At 54.1% G+C, this 16,825-nt stretch carries 14 protein-coding genes and 1 pseudogene; 8 read left to right on the forward strand and 7 right to left on the reverse strand.

The features are described from left to right. Positions 1-714 precede the first annotated feature (714 nt). Positions 715-1,347, forward strand: a complete 633-nt coding sequence (locus tag ACIQ20_RS13160) for a hypothetical protein (protein WP_395781008.1) — start codon at positions 715-717, stop codon at positions 1,345-1,347. On the opposite strand, the gene ACIQ20_RS13165 is transcribed toward ACIQ20_RS13160, so the two are convergent. After that, the gene (locus ACIQ20_RS13165; RefSeq protein WP_395781010.1) at positions 1,322-2,653 is read right to left on the reverse strand and encodes an O-antigen ligase family protein; all 1,332 of its coding nucleotides are present in this window, start codon (positions 2,651-2,653) and stop codon (positions 1,322-1,324) included. The two genes, ACIQ20_RS13160 and ACIQ20_RS13165, sit on opposite strands and share 26 nt — an antisense overlap. A 457-nt stretch (positions 2,654-3,110) precedes the next feature. Here ACIQ20_RS13165 and ACIQ20_RS13170 point away from each other — a divergent pair, with 457 nt between their 5' ends. Further along, positions 3,111-4,400 carry a cell wall hydrolase gene (locus ACIQ20_RS13170; RefSeq protein WP_395781012.1) on the forward strand — a complete coding sequence of 430 codons (1,290 nt, stop codon included), beginning with the start codon at positions 3,111-3,113 and terminating at the stop codon, positions 4,398-4,400. Here the strand turns inward: ACIQ20_RS13170 and ACIQ20_RS13175 are convergent. Next, complete coding sequence (locus ACIQ20_RS13175; RefSeq protein ID WP_395781014.1) at positions 4,386-4,565, reverse strand: hypothetical protein; 180 nt, start codon at positions 4,563-4,565, stop codon at positions 4,386-4,388. The two genes, ACIQ20_RS13170 and ACIQ20_RS13175, sit on opposite strands and share 15 nt — an antisense overlap. Positions 4,566-4,680: 115 nt before the next feature. On the opposite strand from ACIQ20_RS13175, the gene ACIQ20_RS13180 reads away from it, so the two are divergent. Beyond that, complete coding sequence (locus ACIQ20_RS13180; RefSeq protein WP_395781016.1) at positions 4,681-5,910, forward strand: hypothetical protein; 1,230 nt, start codon at positions 4,681-4,683, stop codon at positions 5,908-5,910. On the opposite strand, the gene galE is transcribed toward ACIQ20_RS13180, so the two are convergent. The 3 genes from galE to ACIQ20_RS13195 form a co-directional block, all read right to left on the reverse strand. Beyond that, a complete protein-coding gene (gene galE / locus ACIQ20_RS13185) occupies positions 5,882-6,856 on the reverse strand; it encodes a UDP-glucose 4-epimerase GalE (protein ID WP_395781018.1) in 975 nt (324 codons plus the stop codon). The two genes, ACIQ20_RS13180 and galE, sit on opposite strands and share 29 nt — an antisense overlap. Before the next feature lie 121 nt (positions 6,857-6,977). After that, positions 6,978-7,763 carry a metallophosphoesterase family protein gene (locus tag ACIQ20_RS13190; RefSeq protein ID WP_395781020.1) on the reverse strand — a complete coding sequence of 262 codons (786 nt, stop codon included), beginning with the start codon at positions 7,761-7,763 and terminating at the stop codon, positions 6,978-6,980. A gap of 157 nt (positions 7,764-7,920) precedes the next feature. Then, a complete protein-coding gene (locus tag ACIQ20_RS13195) occupies positions 7,921-8,955 on the reverse strand; it encodes a transglutaminase-like cysteine peptidase (RefSeq protein WP_395781022.1) in 1,035 nt (344 codons plus the stop codon). Positions 8,956-9,370: 415 nt separating this feature from the next. Between ACIQ20_RS13195 and ACIQ20_RS13200 the strand changes: the two genes are divergently transcribed. From ACIQ20_RS13200 to ACIQ20_RS13215, 4 genes are all read left to right on the forward strand, one after another. Further along, positions 9,371-10,771: a tetratricopeptide repeat protein gene (locus ACIQ20_RS13200; protein ID WP_395781024.1), complete on the forward strand. Its 1,401-nt coding sequence runs from the start codon at positions 9,371-9,373 to the stop codon at positions 10,769-10,771. A 67-nt stretch (positions 10,772-10,838) separates the two neighbouring features. Next, on the forward strand, positions 10,839-11,120 hold the full coding sequence (locus ACIQ20_RS13205; RefSeq protein WP_395781025.1) for a YggT family protein: 282 nt from the start codon (positions 10,839-10,841) through the stop codon (positions 11,118-11,120). Positions 11,121-11,204: 84 nt separating this feature from the next. After that, a complete protein-coding gene (gene folD / locus ACIQ20_RS13210; protein ID WP_395781026.1) occupies positions 11,205-12,092 on the forward strand; it encodes a bifunctional methylenetetrahydrofolate dehydrogenase/methenyltetrahydrofolate cyclohydrolase FolD in 888 nt (295 codons plus the stop codon). A gap of 82 nt (positions 12,093-12,174) precedes the next feature. Beyond that, positions 12,175-14,196, forward strand: a complete 2,022-nt coding sequence (locus ACIQ20_RS13215) for a glycoside hydrolase family 97 protein (RefSeq protein WP_395781028.1) — start codon at positions 12,175-12,177, stop codon at positions 14,194-14,196. A 3-nt stretch (positions 14,197-14,199) separates the two neighbouring features. Here ACIQ20_RS13215 and ACIQ20_RS13220 read toward each other — a convergent pair whose 3' ends face one another. Together ACIQ20_RS13220 and ACIQ20_RS13225 are read right to left on the reverse strand one after the other, a co-directional pair. Continuing rightward, positions 14,200-14,982, reverse strand: a complete 783-nt coding sequence (locus ACIQ20_RS13220) for a sterol desaturase family protein (protein WP_395781030.1) — start codon at positions 14,980-14,982, stop codon at positions 14,200-14,202. Continuing rightward, a complete protein-coding gene (locus tag ACIQ20_RS13225) occupies positions 14,979-15,863 on the reverse strand; it encodes a hydrogen peroxide-inducible genes activator (protein ID WP_395781032.1) in 885 nt (294 codons plus the stop codon). The genes ACIQ20_RS13220 and ACIQ20_RS13225 overlap by 4 nt, the downstream gene beginning before the upstream one ends. A 135-nt stretch (positions 15,864-15,998) precedes the next feature. On the opposite strand from ACIQ20_RS13225, the pseudogene ACIQ20_RS13230 reads away from it, so the two are divergent. Next, a pseudogene (locus ACIQ20_RS13230) lies at positions 15,999-16,825 on the forward strand (S9 family peptidase); the annotation flags it as partial.

Here is a 16,825-nt window from a genome sequence, read left to right on the forward strand (position 1 = left end):
CCGCTAACACCCACGTCAAACCAACGCTTCGCTCCATAGCCGCTCACACGCGACACCAACGTGTCACCACCAGAATATAATCCATCCATCCGATCAATACTCAACATACGTCCCCTCCTCACGTCGGATCTCTTCACAGCCATTAGGCGCGACATGGGTTTTGTAGCATCAGGTTTTTGGACAACAGGTCGGGGCAACGGACGACGCCCAGAGGCCTTCGGCACCAATTCAGCTCTATAACGTGACATTAATAAACTCACAAAATTCTATGCTTGTCCCTAGAAGGTTCTCAATGATGGCTTCAGGATAAAATCGCAAGGGTAAATGAACTCGCGGAACATGTATGCGTTGTGATCACCTGATACAGATTCTTGGACGTGGCATGAAGTCTCCCAGGGAGCAAACCCCTATATAATAAGCATTTCATGCGGGTGGTCATTAGATAAGGGCACAACATTCTAGATCAGAAGCTGAAGGAAGCTGGTCATCCCCAGATTGCTTTCTGATCATTTTGATTAAAAATGTGGCAATTCAGATACGGAAACCAGAAATGGCTAGCCGGCCGGAGGTGATTAAAGATCAACGCCAAATGAAAACCATATACCGGCACTGCAGCAAAGCCTCCCTGTGTTGTGCTGCATTGCCGTCGCCACAAAAAGTCTTATCAGGGCCTTATAAGGCACCAATTTTGACCCAAGACTAAGGATAGTGCGGATGCGCAATGCAGGCGTGAGCATCATAGGGATTGCCACTATTGGGACAGCTTTAGTGCTAGGAGGCAGCTTCCTCGCCTTCCAAACTTTGCGGGGCGAGCGCGCAGCAATCGGCCTTGATATCTATGCTGGCCTCGGCAAAGGACCAACTGCACAAGCCAAAATGGAGCAGGCAGCTTTTGACCTCAAAGAGCCGCGCGATGCTCGCCTATGGGAGTTAGAGGCGGACCGCCTCTTGAAGCTCAATCTCCGAGCTAATGCTACTGCGGCGCGGGTGGCTCTAAAACGTGCCCGCGAGATGGCGCCAATGCGACCGTCAATCCGGATGCGGGAAACCTATTTGGCCCTTCGCAAACCGGAGTCACCCGACACATTCAATGACCTTTTCATGTCCTGGTACAAATTGGCTCCCTACGACGTAACGATTCAAGATTGGCGACTTTCAATCGCGGCAGCAGGCTGGGATCGGTTAGGTCCGGAAGCTCGCCTCTTGGCCTTAGCCGATGCTGAAAGCCTATGCATGCGCTGGGGTCGCCCGAAGACAATTGAATTTGTTGGGACCTTCGGACAGGGTCCAGCTTTGGCGACAGCCCTGAGGCTGGAGCGGATTAAGCAGAAATGTGCCGGGGGCTAGGGGCTCGGCGTCTCATTGCTGAGTTGTGGGTTTTGTAGGACGAATGCTTGTGCGGGGTTTTCCCGCCGAGCCCGCCGCTATAGCCCAGCATAAAGCTCCAAAGTGCGGCGATAGCGGGTATCGACATGGGAAAATCGAATAAGCTTTGAACAAGAGCTGCGGCTGCACCAAGAATCAAAGCCGCCGCCAGAGTGGGCGATGCTGACCGGCGACGCAAACCGTTCGCGGCAAACAGACAAATGCCGACAAACAAAACAGTCCAAGCTGCCAAGCCAAGTAGACCAGTTTCTGAGGTAATCAGGAGGATGGAATTCTGAGGCGTTATCACAATCAAAGATGATGAAGTCATAGGGATCTCGCGGACTGGCTCCATAGCACGAGCGAATGTGCCTGCCCCCCAACCCAAAATTGGCCGCATCCCGGTCAAGTCTAACCCTGGCTGCCAATCTCCAAATCGGCCGTCAAAGCCCTGTGACAAATCCAACGGCCGAATTGAAAGACCCAATTGTTCGGCAGAGTTCCAAATAATCAACAAGACAAGTAAGGCACAAAAGCCAAACAGACTGGTCTGGACGCGAGAAGCAGGCCTCAATAGCCACGCCAAGCCAAACAAAATGCCAAGTGACAAAAGCCAAGCTGCGCGTGACATGGTCAAATAAATGCAGGCGGCAGCCCCGATAGCCATAAGCATTGCGAGGATACGGACCCAGACCCGCTCCTTACCTTTATAGGCCCTGCTCTCGGAGAGAAACGCGCCAACACTAAATGAAAAAAAGAGAACCATCATGATTGCGAATGTGTTGGCATTTAGGAATGTGCCTTCCATCCGAACCGCCGATTTCTGATCTGGTACATCAAAAAGAGATGCCCGGGATAGGTACGTATCGAAGGCTTGGAAGAATAGGAAAGGCAGCATCAAGGCCAGAAGCAGCAGGACAATTTCGCGCCGCTGTCGGTCGGCTGCAAAAATGGCACCAAAGACAAAAAATGCCACGGCGGAACCCATTCCGACAATGGCGCGGAAAGTCAGGTCTGGATCCACTGTAACTGATTGCTTTCGACCCCAGAGCTCGGTGTTGCCGGAAAGAAATGGGACTGGCAGCAATTGAAGGAGCATCACCATCCAAACAGCCAACAGACCGATGGCCGCCCATTTCCAGTCCCGTAATTTTGCTAACGCTTTTAGATTGTTCCGGTCCAATAGCGCTAAAATCAATGCAAGTGACGCAGCGGCAGCAAACAGCATCGTATCCAGTGGCGTTTCTGCCCCCTGCCTGTAGATCGCCACCAGCAGAAGTCCGATCACCAAACTTGGCCACAACCAAGGTTGAATCACCTCCTGCCATAGCTGCTCAAATTCTGAAGGTCTGCGCGGCAGTGCCGATCTCTTGCCGGTCCGATTTCGTCCGATCCACTGAATGCGTTTGGATGAGCCAGTTACCACAACCCAAGTCCCCAGAAGGAAATGATCCTATGCCGAACCATTAGCGGCCCATTAGTGCAACGCGCATCTGCCCCATCTGTGTTTAACTAGCAAGGCCAGAGGTGTGGAACTCAAAGAACCCCTCATCAGCATACGGGGGTTAAGCTGGGGTTCATCTAGAGCCCGATAAGGTATAGGATAGATCCCCATCCACAATGGGCAATCTGGATCAATCACGACAGTTTTATCCATTGGCGGCATCGAAATTGCTTATCTTCGCAAAGCTTCTCATTTCCGGACCCAGCAAGCGTCCTAATTTCGGTAATCGGGTGATACATCGATGAATTTGCCAGGGAGTTTCAGGCCTCGCCCAAACCGCGCGCCAGCCATGATTGCGCTGGCCGGTGTAGCTAGCCTTGTGCTTGGCTCACTGGGTGTCTTGGTTTGGACCAGCTACAGCCCAGAACCGAAATTGCCACAAGGCATCGATAAGTTGCCGCCCCTTCCAGCTGTGCCTCCTATTCCGGAAGATCCATTGGAATTGGCCTTCGGGTCTGACAGGCCTGATTGGAACCTAGCCGAGTTCAACGTTGAAGAAACGGTGAACAGCCCTTCAGTTTATGCCAATGTTTCAAAGGAAGAAGCACGCAAATTCAACGAATCCCTGCCATTCTCGTCTGATATAGGCTCGCCAGCACGTCCCTTCATTCTGGCCGCAAGTAACCCGACCGATCGGGCACGCGCGCTGCATTGCATGAGCTTGGCAGTCTATTATGAAGCAGGGTCCGAAAGCCTAAACGGTCAGCATGCTGTTGCTCAAGTTGTGATTAATCGCATGCGGCACCCTGCGTGGCCCCATTCTATCTGCGGTGTTGTCTTCCAAGGCTCTGAGCGTACTACGGGTTGCCAGTTTACATTCACCTGCGACGGCGCACTACGGAAGCCTCCATCAGGACGCCGCTGGCGCGGCGCGCAAAGTGTCGCCTATGCTGCCCTGACTGGCTATGTGCAAGCAGACGTGGGTCTTTCGACGCATTATCACACCGATTGGGTTGCCCCGAGATGGGCACCTTCCTTGAAGAAATTGACCAAGATCGGCACACATATCTTCTATACCTGGAAAGGAAAAGGTGGCACTCCGATCGCCTTTATCAACTCTTATACAGGGAAAGAGGCTTGGCCCACAAAAGCTGCAGCAACTGCGCCGGAATTGGGAATAGCGGAAGGCGAAGTCTTGTCGGCAGCGGCTGCGGCGGCGCTTTCGCAAAGCCAAAGTGAAGCAAATGGCTTGCCGAGCAGCAGTGCTAGCAATTTGGCCACACAGGCACAGGATCTCAACCAAGCGAGTCAAACAACCCGAGCTCTTGCGCGTGCTGAATCCCTTGCATCACAGCAAGCCTATGCCGATGGCGTGGACACATTAGAGGCGACAACCCCATTCGAACTGCCAGAGCCCGGCAAGGATGGCTTGATGCCGGACCCCGACATTTCTGCGTTGATTCCAAAGGCTAAAACTGCGACCAATCCCTCAATGCAGCAGGCGCAGAGCGCGCAGAAATCTTCATCGTCGGCACCTGCGCCGCTACCACGACGCGAGGCTCCCAAGAGTCGGGCGCTAGACGGCCTGTAGTGGGCAACGAGCCAAGCGCATGAACGCACTGCCGCCTTTGCCTGCGACATTTACCTGGAAGGCCCGCACGCGCCCCGGTGCATTTTGGCGATCTGCCTTAATCGGGCTAATCAGCGGCGCTACCATTTTAATCAATCCGTGGCTGAGCTTCGTACTTGCCGCCATGCTTTGCATCTCCATGATGCGGCCCTCAACATCAATTCTAGCTCTGCTTAGTTTGGCGGCTATCCTACCCCAGGGAAGTTTGTCGCTGTTTGGACTGCAAAGGGAAACTCCTCTTATGGGAGAAGCCCTGATTGCCATTGCGTCTCTGCAAGCCAGCTTTTTATTGATGAGCGGTCACTGGAAAATCAGTCGTAGTTCATTTCTTCTGTTTTGCGGAATTGCACTGGCTGTTGTGGTAACAATTTCCACCAGCACCGATGCTCGAACAACCCTGTTGGGGCTTACCCAGTTCCTGGTTCCTATCTTTATCCTTTTGACTTGGCTCGACAATCTGTTTCGGCCTTCCACCCATGCCTATGAAGGGGCCTATGCGGTAGCCGGCGTCCTAACAGCCCTTGCACTTGGATCCGCCTTTATCGTAATGCAAGGCGGTGGTTATGATTATAACCGCGTGGATTTGAATGGCGTAGTCTGGCAGCCGCAGATCCTTGGGCTCTGTATGGCCCCCATGGCGCTCCTCATGCTAAATCTGCGGCGCTTGCCACTATGGTTAAGGGTTGCTGGAACAATTGGGGCTGTGGCCTTGATCTGGGCGGCGTGGAGCAGGACCGGTTTGGCGGCCATTTTAATTGTTGCCGCCTTGGAATTAATGCGTCGCGGGGCAGCGAAGATTCCAAGCCTGAACATCTTGCGACACCCGCCGCGCAAAAGCGTTCTCTCCCAACTCAAAAGACATCTATTAGCCATGGTGTTTGTGGCTGCGATCGTCGGATCTCTTTGGTTTGCGGGCAACACTTCAGCGGTGCAAATTGCCCCCGGGGCAGAAAAGCAAGTCCTTAGCCTCGAGGGTTACGCAAGTTCTCGTAGCGGACCATTAGCGCGCAGTTTCAGCAATATCGAAGCAAATCTCGCGACCGGAATCGGCTTTGCAGTGCCTTCAGACCCCCGCCTAATTGATCCTGCGGTCGCGGCTGAAAACCTTCATGTGCTCAAAACAGAAGGCAGGTTCGTCATTCTCTCGGACAAAGGCAACAGCTTTGTTGCCATAGTGGAGGAAACCGGCATCCTTGGCGCACCTCTATGGCTTGGGCTATTCTTTTGGGTTCTGGCGCGGGTGTCAGCGACCGGGCCCATCGGTCGATCCATGGCGTTCCTATTCATTCTGTGCGCAATGGGCGAGGCAACGGTTTACACGATGAGCGGGATTGGCCTGCTCCAGTGGACGGCATTAGTGGCTGCGGCTGGTTTTTCGCGGCAGCCTCGACGTCGCAACTCTAACCGTATTCCGGCTGAATACACCTACAGCAAACTTGTACTTAATAGACGGGCTGGCGATGCCAGCTAACGGCTGTTCTGACGATTGTATCAATGTCGGAATGGATAGGTTCCCAACCTAAAAAGGTCTTTGCCTTAACTGCCGACGCATAAAGCGCGGGTGGATCTCCGGCGCGGCGCGGGACAATATCATGCGGCAGGTTCGAGCCCGTTATGCGGCTAACCGCATTGATAATTTCAAAGACCGAAGTCGGCTTTCCGGTCCCCAAGTTAAAGGCCGTCGGGCTGCCGCCTCTCAAAAGATAGTCCATTGCTTTCAGATGGGCGTCTGCGAGGTCGGTAACATGGATATAGTCGCGCAAGGCTGAACCGTCTGGTGTATCATAATCGGAACCAAAGACCTTAAATCCGTCGCCACGGCGCAGGGCGGCTGCAATCGCCAAAGGAATGGCGTGGGTCTCCGGGTCGTGACTCTCGCCGATCTCGCCGTCAGGATCGGCACCCGCGGCATTGAAATACCTCAGGGCGACCCACGCCAGACCATAGGCAACTTGATAATCCGCCATCATGTGTTCAACAACTAGTTTAGTATAGCCATAGGGATTGATCGGGACTCGGGGCGTGTCTTCCAGAATGGGCAGCCTGTCCACTTCGCCATAGGTGGCACAGGTAGACGAAAAGATTAGCTTCGACACATGATTGCGCCGCATGGCGTCCAAAAGGGTCTGGGTTCCGGTGATGTTGTTATGATAGTATTTGGCAGGGTCAGTTACGGATTCGCCGACATAGGCGAAGGCAGCAAAATGCATGACGACCTCGGGCTTATGGCAAGTGAAAACACCATCCAGCCAAGCCCCATCTCCAATGTCGCCGACTTCGAGTGGCCCCCATTTTACGGCTTCTCGATGGCCATACACAAGGCTGTCAACAACGATAGGCTGATGGCCTGCATTGTGGAGCGCTTTACAAGCGTGGCTTCCAATATAGCCCGCCCCACCGACAACTAGTACACGCACGACGATCGCCCCTTTTATTCTTCGAAGTCTGTTCCGCTGGATGCCACTGCAACAAAACCCTATTAATCACCTAAAGGTGGCCGTCACGTTAAGGCCTAAGAACATCAGCCTGCGGCAAGAGCTATTCCGATCTGATGTCGGATCTCGTGACGTGCAACCAATCGACCCGTTCGTCCTCTAGCCGCACCGCAGTCAGCCGCCCTGTCGCATAAGCACCCGTATCAACGCCGATCCTGCGATGATCGGCATAAGGCTCCATATCCGGCGAGTGCCCATGGACGACGATAAATGGAAGAGCCCGCCTATCTTCTAAAAACTCGCTCCGGATCCATAAGAGGTCTTGATCCTTCTGGGTCTCTATCGGTTTGCCGGGCCGTATCCCCGCATGGACAAAGAAATAGCCTCCCAGTCGGTAAGCCAAGCCCAAATTCTGGTAGAATTCCATATGGTCGGACGGAATTGAGCCCAAGAATTGCTCCGCAGTCTCAACCCAAACCTCAGGCTCCGCCCGCGCCGTTGGTGGGGTCACGCCGTAAGAGTGTAGGGTGGGCGCACCGCCAAACTGCAGCCATTGAGGTCCAAACTCCGGATGTTGCAGGAAAGTCAAAAGCGCATCTTCATGATTGCCCTTAAGGAATACCCAAGTGAAGCGTTGATCCTGTGACCTTTGGATCAAAGCATCAATAACACCCTTTGGGTCATCGCCTTTATCCACATAATCGCCCAAGAAGATAATGGCCGGAGTGATTTCAGTTTCCTCCGCCAGGTGGCGCTCGGCGATGGCATCGAGCATCGCATGCAGGAGTCCCACGCTGCCGTGTATATCGCCAATCGCATAGGCGATTTTACCATCAGGCATGAATTGGGTACGTGCCGTATCTTGTCTAGGCCATTTCCAAAAAGACATTTACGCCAAAGCACCTTCTCGACTGAGAGGACATTTATCAGGGGTCGTATGCAACAGTCTAATCAATTTGGTTGCATTTGCTAAGGCAAAGCTGCCGCCATGGTCTATTTTGAGCCAAACAGGCGCGCGATGCTGCAATAAATGGCCGCCAAGGCGTCTATCGACCGCCGCTAATTTCCTGCGCAATGGAACCTGGCTTGCTCCAATCGTCCGCTGCGCTCGTTACAGTCGCTTGGGCTTCATTTAACTGGCGGGCGGACTGCGAGAGGCTTGCCATCCGCACCCCGGTTGATATGGCGACCGGGGCGTCGGTCCAATCAAAGAGCGACGTCGTGGATTGCCGCTTTACCCATGTATAGCCCGTCTCTTGATATCCCAACAGCCAATCGTTCAAATTATCCAACACCAAGTCACCACGATCAGTCGCCACAATAACGACCGCATGCAGGCTCGTACGCGGCGATACGGCCACCGCCAGGTAAATCGCAGACTCAGGAATTCCGGCAGCCATCAGAGCCCTTCGCTTTTCAAGCGCGAAGTCTTCGCAATCAGCCAGTGGTTTGCTCCTAACGCTGCGCACTTCTGGTGCAGTGAGTGGCATCGTCCAAAACTCGTTCCGGCCAAATGCCGCTTGATCGGTTACCCCAACCATGGCGCGATTGATCTGCCGATTGACCCGATTGACCGTTTCGATGTCTGTAGCTGTTGCTGCAAATCCGCGAATAGGTCGCACTAACTTCACCTTTGGTGGGGTTACAACTGGCATGTCCGTGAGGTCTGGCCCCAAACCAATCCGCATCAGCCCATCTGTCTCGGGGCGGGCTGGCCAGGTTTGAACCGTCTGGCCACACTCGTTCGGCTGCCGAGAGCAAAAATCCAAAAGGCCTTCGGGTGGCGTCTCCCGTGCACCAAATCCAAGGCCATGAATTGCAGCGCGTTGATCGACCGGATTGCTCCGGCTTTGCAAGACCGCCACTCGATTATCGTCAGCTTGTACTAAACGCGCTTGGCTAATAGCCGCCTCCACAGGTGCTCCACGCTCAACTGGGCTGGCCTCGTTGCCACCGGTTGGCCCAGCAGCAAGTTGCGGGGCTGTATTTGATACCAATCCAGAAGGTGGCACCGTTGCACACGCAGCTGCAAGCCAAACAATTGGGCTTATCAGGAGAAAGCGGATTAAGCGTATTTGCACGAAACCATCCTCATCAAGTGAGAACAGACTCGCACAAACTCAATAAAACTTCGATTTTACATTCGATACAATTTTAATTTAAGGCTATAAACATTGTAAATCATAGATTTTATTTTATATAAGTAAATTTATATTTGATTAATACTCAGTAAAAACTAACATCACCCAAGTAAAAAACAAAGAAGAATATGTGTTCTGACGAAAAAATGTGTATCTCAGGAGAGTTTGATTGGACAACATGAAATCAAACATAATTCTGCCACGTCCTCTAAGTATAGATTTTCCAGTTCCGAAAATCTAGAATGTCATAGAAGCTTCTCTTTATCCGCTTATGATACAGTCCTATTCCCATTAATCCAACTGCGCGTATAAGCTCAAAGTGGGATGAACGGTGAGGAAAGGTTTAAGGACAGCCATGAATAAGCCTTTCATTCTAGTAATTGTTTTCGCTTTGGCTTTCACTTTCTCCAATGAAGTAAAGGCACAAGTAACAGATCCCAGAACAGGTGCTGTTGGAACCACTACGACTAGTGGAAACGGTCATTGGGTCAGCGCTCAGGTCGCCATTAGCAATGGATCAATGGATGCAGCCTTCCTTGCGGCAGACAGGGCCTGCCAGGAGGGCACCGCAATCGCGTGCGCATTTGCAGGCGAATTGATCATTCAGGGCCAAGCCGCACTTGCGACGCCGGAGCAAAGTGCCGGCCTGTTCAAACGCGGATGCGAGCTCGGGAATGCCAATGCTTGCCAAGGGGTCGGCCTCATGTTGGTGCAGGGCATTGGCATTGCTGAAGACGTGCAAACTGGGAAGGCGTTTATGGATCGTGCCTGCAATGCCCAAAACGCGATAGCCTGCACCAATTTGGGGCTGATGTTCAAAATGGGTCTCTTTGGACCCGCCAACAAGGTTCAATCTGAAGCTTATCTAAGACAAGCCTTGCACATGCAGCCAGACAATAAGCTGGCACAAAATGCGCTTGCCGAACTTCAGGCAGAGCCATCCAGAACTGCCATTTCCCAACCGATTAGCCAACTTCGCGGGCGTGGCGAGACCAATAAGAATGAAGAGCAGCTGACAGATGTCGCAATCAGGTCAGCCGGACCAAGCCCTACCCTGTGCCAGCGAAGCGCCCTCTCAACTTTGATGGATGAGGGCCGCCAAGACCCCAAGAAGCCAACTTGGAACATTGCACCAAACAGCAGCTTTGATGCTACCCGGATCACACGCCAAATAGAGCTATTGCTTGCCTTCTCCGATACGAGCGCTGCCCGGGCAAGCGCCAGCATTGAGCCATCAGCCCTCTCGGACTTTCCAACCCTGGCTGATTGTGAGACGGCCTACGCTGGTCGGATCAAGGCCTTTGGTGAGACTGCATGGCTCATTGCAGCTGTCGAGCCCCAGGAAAAGATCATTTACGCGATAACAGGCGGTGGTGATGCATCATCTCCCACAGAAGCGAATGCTCGGCTGATTACCTTGATCGCTGATAGGCGAACTGCGAGCGAATCCAAGAAAGGCCTTTCAAACGGCCTCTGGGATAGCAAGACCTTAAGCAGTTACCGTGTGATCTGTCAGGTCGGCGAGGTTACGCCGCTTTTTGCCCTTGGATTTGACCAAAAATCGAAACTGGTGGCCAGCAGCGGCTTCTCACCGCCCTTAGCTACATCATCTTTAGAACCTAAGACAAGGCATTTCGAAATTGTTCGAACTCTGGCTTGTGCGTCGCCGCAACAGGGCGTTACCGCCGCAAGCACCCACCCCTTGCAAGCAGCTCTCTCCCTTCAATTTGAACAGGATAAACAGCAAACCCCTTGAATAGAGGTCTGCTTTCGCCCACTTGAGGGCGGCTAGCGGCGCACTCTGCCACACAAGGAGAAATGTCATGGGTCCAGTTGAATGGCTTTTGAATACGGTTCTAGGTCTCTACCTTTGGGTCGTGATTGCCGGGGCCGTCATGAGCTGGCTTGTCGCCTTTGACGTGATCAATCTGCGCAACCGCTTTGTCGCGACAATTTATGATACGTGCGAACGTCTAACAACGCCCGTGCTTAAGCCGATCCGTAAAGTGATACCCACTCTCGGCGGCGTGGACTTGTCCCCTGTTGTTTTGATCATCGGGATCCAGTTTCTGCAAAACTTCGCTGTTCCCCTCATTCCTTTCTGATCAGAACGCAGCGCCCTGATCTTGTTTGAGCAGGGCCACACAGGATAGAGAAAAGCCTCACTGACATTGAGGCGAGGATTTCCCATGGGCGCACGGATTATTGACGGCAAAGCCATTGCAGAGGCTGTCGATCAAGCAGTGGCGCACGACGTCGGGAGGCTGATCCAAGCCTATGGTACGCCCCCCTGCCTGTGTGTGGTGCTTGTTGGCGATGACCCTGCGAGCCAAGTCTATGTGCGAAATAAAGGCCGACGGACGCAAGCCACTGGCATGGTCTCCCGCGAGATCAAACTTCCCGCCAGCGTTAGCCAAGCGGAACTTGAGAGCCAAGTCAGAGCCCTTTCGGTTGATCCAGATGTTGACGGTATCCTCGTCCAATTACCTTTGCCGGCTGGCTTAAACAGTGACGCAGTCATTGCCTGTATTGACCCTGCCAAGGATGTGGATGGCCTAACCGAAGTTTCAGCCGGACGACTGGTTTTGGGTCGCCCGGGCCTGCGCCCCTGCACGCCAACAGGCTGCGTCATCTTGGCCAAGCTCACGTTAGGCGACTTGACCGGCGCTCATGTCGTCGTGGTCGGCCGCTCTATTTTGGTCGGCAAGCCAGCAGGGCTCTTGTTCTTGGCTGAAGATTGCACCGTTACGCTAGCCCACTCGCGCACACGCGACCTCGCATCTGTCTGTCGCTCGGCCGACATTTTGGTCCCAGCCGTGGGCCGTCCAGAGATGGTCAAGGCCGCATGGATCAAGCCCGGCGCGACAGTGATCGATGTCGGGATCAACCGCGTCGACAATCCCGCTAAAGGCCCCGGTGCCACGCGCCTTGTTGGCGATGTCGCCTTTAACGAGGCTTTTGAAGTCGCTGGTGCCATTACGCCGGTTCCGGGCGGCGTTGGGCCAATGACTATTGCCTGCCTCCTTCAAAATACCCTGCAGGCCGCTTGTGCCCGACGTGGTTGGACATTGGGCTAATCACAACAGCCAGTCCCGCTTGCCAGAAGAAGCCAATGTGCGACAACACAAGCGCGGACGTCTGTCTCCGGGGGGAACCATTATGCTGCGTTTTCTGATCGCCTGCCTGTGCTTGATCTGGGCAAGTCCCTCTCTCGCCGACCCGGCCTTTAAAGCCACCTCACCGAACGGAAAAATTGTGGTGGCGGTTGGAAGCTCTTTCGGCGAAGCCACCTATCAGATCAGCCGCGCGGGCAAGCCCGTGATCACGCGGTCGAAAATGGGCTTTCTCTTCACCAACGCACCGAAGTTCGACCGCTCACTTTCTGCCATCAGCCACACCACGCGCTCGTTTGACGAGACTTGGGACTTGCCGTGGGGCGAGACCAAGTCGATCGTGAACCGCTACAACGAACTGACCGTCACATTTCAAGATGGTAGAGGCGCACCGCGGCAGTTTTCTGTTACCTTCCGCGTTTATGATGATGGCGTCGGCTTCCGCTATCATTTTCCAGACCAGCCAAACCTGAAACACGTCGCCATCAGCGAAGAATTGACCGAGTTCAATCTTGCGGAGGATGGCACCGCTTGGTGGCAGCCAGCAGGGGAATGGAACCGCTATGAATATCTCTATAATCGCACCCCAATCCGCGAAGTTGGCCAAGCCCATACCCCAATGACCGTGCGGACGAAGAGCGGTCTGCACTTGTCCTTTCACGAGGCAGCTTTGGTGGATTACTCGTCGATGTGGTTGCGCCATACCGGGGGCACAAGATTTATCTCGACGCTCTCGCCCAGTTCGCGCGGCGCGAAAGTCGTGCGCACCGCCCCTTTCTCCACCCCTTGGCGGACGATCCAGATCAGCGATGATGCCGCAGGCCTCGTGGTGAGCCATTTGATCCTCAACCTCAATGAGCCCAATGCCTTGGGTGATGTGTCGTGGGTCAAGCCGTCTAAATATGTCGGCATTTGGTGGGAGATGCACATCAACAAATCGACCTGGGGCAGCGGCCCTAAGCATGGCGCAACGACGGAAAATGCCAAGCGCTACATCGATTTTGCTGCTGAACATGGCTTTCGCGGCGTGTTGATCGAAGGCTGGAACACGGGCTGGGATGGCGATTGGTTTGGCGGTGAAACCGGCTTTGACTTCACCACCGCTTATCCCGATTTCGATCTGAAAGCCGTGACAGATTACGCAAAGTCTAAGGGCGTTCATTTGGTCGGCCATCATGAAACCGCCGCCAATATCGCCAATTACGAGCCGCAAATGGAAGCCGCCTTTGCCCTCTACGAGAGCTTGGGCGTTGACAGCGTCAAGACTGGCTATGTCGCCGATGCAGGCGGTGCGCGCTATCGCGATGCCAATGGTCAGATCGTATTTGAATGGCACGACGGCCAAGAGGCGGTGCGCCACCACCTCCGCGTTGTTGAAACAGCAGCTCGCCACAAAATCGCGATCAATGCGCATGAGCCAATCAAAGATACAGGCTTACGTCGGACTTATCCAAACTGGGTCTCGCGCGAAGGCGCACGCGGTCAGGAATATAATGCATGGGGCAATCCCGAGAACCCGCCAGAGCATGAAGTCAATTTGGTATTCACGCGCATGCTGGCTGGGCCGATGGATTTCACCCCCGGTATATTTGCCATCAACCCCACCCAGGAAGGTCACCGGGCCCGCACCACGATTGCCAAGCAATTGGCACTCTACGTCACGCTCTACAGCCCCATCCAAATGGCAGCGGACCTGCCTGAGCATTATCTGGCCAATCCCCGTCCATTCCAATTCATCAAGGATGTGCCCGTCGATTGGTCGGAAACACGGGCTTTAAATGGCGAAGTGGGCGACTTTGTCACCATCGCGCGGAAAGATCGTGCGAACGACAATTGGTATCTAGGTGCGATCACCGATGAAAATGCTCGGCGTTTGACAGTACCGCTAATCTTCCTTGATGCCGGGCGAACCTATAAGGCCCAAATCTATCGCGATGGACCCAAAGCCGATTGGGACAAAAATCCGCTCGACATTGTGATTGAGGAAAAGACGGTGACGCGTGACCAAGTGCTCGACATCCGCTTGGCACCAGGCGGTGGTCAAGCGATCCGGTTTGTCGCGCAATAAGGCTTAGGCAAACGGGTTCAGGACCATGGCCTTGAGCGTCTGATCTTTCGGCCCACGCCAGTGTTCTAAGCCAATGTCAGAGCCGGATGGCAGCGCCGGCAGTGGGGCATCGCCACGATAGGTACCAAAAAGGCGGTCCCAGAACGAAAAGCTAAAGCCATAATTGCTGTTGGTGGCCACCGGGTTGGGATTATGGTGGATTAAATGCATGGCTGGCGTCACGAACAGCCAACGCAAGGTGCGGTCTAAAGCTTTGGGCAAAGCAATATTGGCGTGGGTGAACAAGGCTCCAGCACCCAGTATTAACTCAAAGGCAAACACCAATGCAGGTGGCGCGCCCAGTAGCGCGACAACGCTGGCTTTGAAAATCAAGGAAGCAATAATCTCGAAAGGGTGGAAACGCAGCGCCGTGGTTACATCCATCACAACGTCGCAATGATGCAGGCGATGCATCCGCCAGAAGAAGGGGATCTTGTGGCTAAGAACATGCTGACCCCAAACCGCAAAGTCCAAGATCAAAATACACACGGCCCAGACCCAAGGCCCGGTTAGTTGCAGCCAGTTCACCAAGCCAAAGTCGATCTGTTGAACAAAGCTTGCGACTGAAGCCAGTCCACCAGCCAACACAAGACGTGAGACAACTGACCCCAGTAGCGAGAGCGCTCCGTGGCGGGCAATGCGGGCCAGACTGACCTGAGACGGCCGCGCTGGGCCTAAATATTCCCATGCGGCGAACAAGCCAAGCAAGCTAATTGTGACAGCGAGCCGCAGCGAAGCGTCGGTCATGCCGATCTCAAAATCCCCGAAAGTGCCTTGATTTCGATGAGGCGACCGGAACTGCGCCGCCAAGCCAGGCCAATTTGACGGCCAATCACCGGCGGGGTGAAGGGCCGCACCACAAGCCCGTCAGCGGCAATGCCAGCATCGGCTGCGATTTTGGGCAGAAGGGAAATGCCAAGGCCCCCAGCCGCCATCTGCACCAACGTAAACAAGGATGTCGCACGCACTTCTTCCTGACCGGGCCTTGTAATACCGCATACGCCTATCGCGTGGTCGCGCAAGCAATGACCGTCTTCTAACAACAAGACCGGCTCACCTTCTAAGTCTGTAGCGGACAAAACTGCCTTTTTGGAAAGCGGATGGTCTGGGGGACCGACAAACAGAAATTCATCGTCGAACAAAGCCAAGGTGTCGATGCCTTGGGCCTCATAGGGTAGCGCAATCAAAGCGGCGTCGAGGGTATGTGCGCGGAGACCATCGATCAAACGACCCGTCAAATCCTCGCGCAGATAGAGTTTAAGCTTTGGGAACGCCTCTTTCGCGCGCGGCAGGACTTTAGGCAGAAAGAAAGGCGCGATGGTCGGGATAACACCCAATCGAAATGGACCCGTCAAAGGTTCTGCCGCGTCTTGGACCGCCTCGCCCAATTGATCGACCGACGACAATATGACCCGGGCATGCGCGGCAGCAATCTCGCCAGCAGGGGTAAGGGTTGCCCCGCTTCGGCCTCGCTCAATCAACTTCGTGCCCAGTGTGGCTTCCAACTCTTTGATTGCCGCAGACAAGGATGGTTGGGTGACACGGGCTTGTTCAGCGGCGGCCACGAAAGAGCCGTGCTCGGCGATTGCCGTCAGAAAGGATAATTGACGCAAAGTGGGTTGGGCCATGAGACAGCTATACCCCAAACAGCAGGAATGTCATTATCCGCGTCAAGATGAACGAATTGCAACTTGACGGCCATCTTAGGATTGCTCATGCCGTTGATCAAGGAACGCACGCTTTGACGTGTTTGGGAGACCAAAATGCAACAATCAATTGACCGCCGATCTGTTCTGCTTGCAGGTGCCGCTATGACCGCTTCAACCGCCTTACCCGCCTTCGCCCAATCTGCTGCCCCTCGCCGCGGTGCGCCCTTTGGGCCAATAGCCAAGAAAGTGGCCCATGAGATTACCCAGCATGGCCAAACGCGTACGGACAATTATCACTGGATGCGCGACACTAACTGGCAGGCCGTCATTGATGATCCCTCTAGGCTGGGTGCTGACATCCGTACCCATATTGAAGCGGAAAATGCCTATACCAAGAGCGTGCTTTTGGACCCGACCGCAAAGTTGCGCGCGGATTTGTTTGAAGAGCTGAAAGCCAAAATCAAGCAGGATGATTCAAGTGTGCCCGCCCGCGACGGCGCTTGGGCCTATGCCACGCGCTTCCGCACCGGCGGCCAGTATCCCATCGTTTACCGCAAGGCTGTGGACGCAGCCACAGGCGAAGCAACCGGTGCCGAGCAAATTTTGATCGATGGCGACAAAGAGTCCAAGGGCGAGAAGTTCTGGCGCTTACAGGATTGGGAACAAAGCCCCGATCAAGACCTTTTGGCCTATTTCGTTGACTATGAAGGTGGCAACAAAGTCACCTTACGCTTCCGTGCTACTGCCAATGGCTCTGATCTGCCCTATAAGATTGAAGGTGCCTCTGCGGGCCTGGTTTGGGCCAAAGACGGCCGGACCTGCTTCTATTGCTTGTTGGATGACAATTTCCGCGTTGCTAAAATCATGCGCCACATTGTGGGCGAAGACCCAAAGACCGATGTGATGATCTTTGAAGAAAAAGATGCGTCCTTCCAAACCGG

The organism is Aquidulcibacter sp. (assembly GCF_044346625.1).
Classification (GTDB): domain Bacteria; phylum Pseudomonadota; class Alphaproteobacteria; order Caulobacterales; family Aquidulcibacteraceae; genus Aquidulcibacter.

Excerpts from the sequence above, each read along its gene's own strand:
- ACIQ20_RS13160 (WP_395781008.1), top strand. The coding sequence starts at position 715 with ATGCGCAATGCAGGCGTGAGCATCATAGGGATTGCCACTATTGGGACA.
- ACIQ20_RS13170 (WP_395781012.1), top strand. The coding sequence starts at position 3,111 with ATGAATTTGCCAGGGAGTTTCAGGCCTCGCCCAAACCGCGCGCCAGCC.
- ACIQ20_RS13175 (WP_395781014.1), bottom strand. The coding sequence starts at position 4,565 with ATGGCGGCAAGTACGAAGCTCAGCCACGGATTGATTAAAATGGTAGCG.
- ACIQ20_RS13180 (WP_395781016.1), top strand. The coding sequence starts at position 4,681 with ATGGGAGAAGCCCTGATTGCCATTGCGTCTCTGCAAGCCAGCTTTTTA.
- ACIQ20_RS13190 (WP_395781020.1), bottom strand. The coding sequence starts at position 7,763 with ATGTCTTTTTGGAAATGGCCTAGACAAGATACGGCACGTACCCAATTC.
- ACIQ20_RS13200 (WP_395781024.1), top strand. The coding sequence starts at position 9,371 with ATGAATAAGCCTTTCATTCTAGTAATTGTTTTCGCTTTGGCTTTCACT.
- ACIQ20_RS13205 (WP_395781025.1), top strand. The coding sequence starts at position 10,839 with ATGGGTCCAGTTGAATGGCTTTTGAATACGGTTCTAGGTCTCTACCTT.
- folD (WP_395781026.1), top strand. The coding sequence starts at position 11,205 with ATGGGCGCACGGATTATTGACGGCAAAGCCATTGCAGAGGCTGTCGAT.
- ACIQ20_RS13215 (WP_395781028.1), top strand. The coding sequence starts at position 12,175 with ATGCTGCGTTTTCTGATCGCCTGCCTGTGCTTGATCTGGGCAAGTCCC.
- ACIQ20_RS13220 (WP_395781030.1), bottom strand. The coding sequence starts at position 14,982 with ATGACCGACGCTTCGCTGCGGCTCGCTGTCACAATTAGCTTGCTTGGC.
- ACIQ20_RS13225 (WP_395781032.1), bottom strand. The coding sequence starts at position 15,863 with ATGGCCCAACCCACTTTGCGTCAATTATCCTTTCTGACGGCAATCGCC.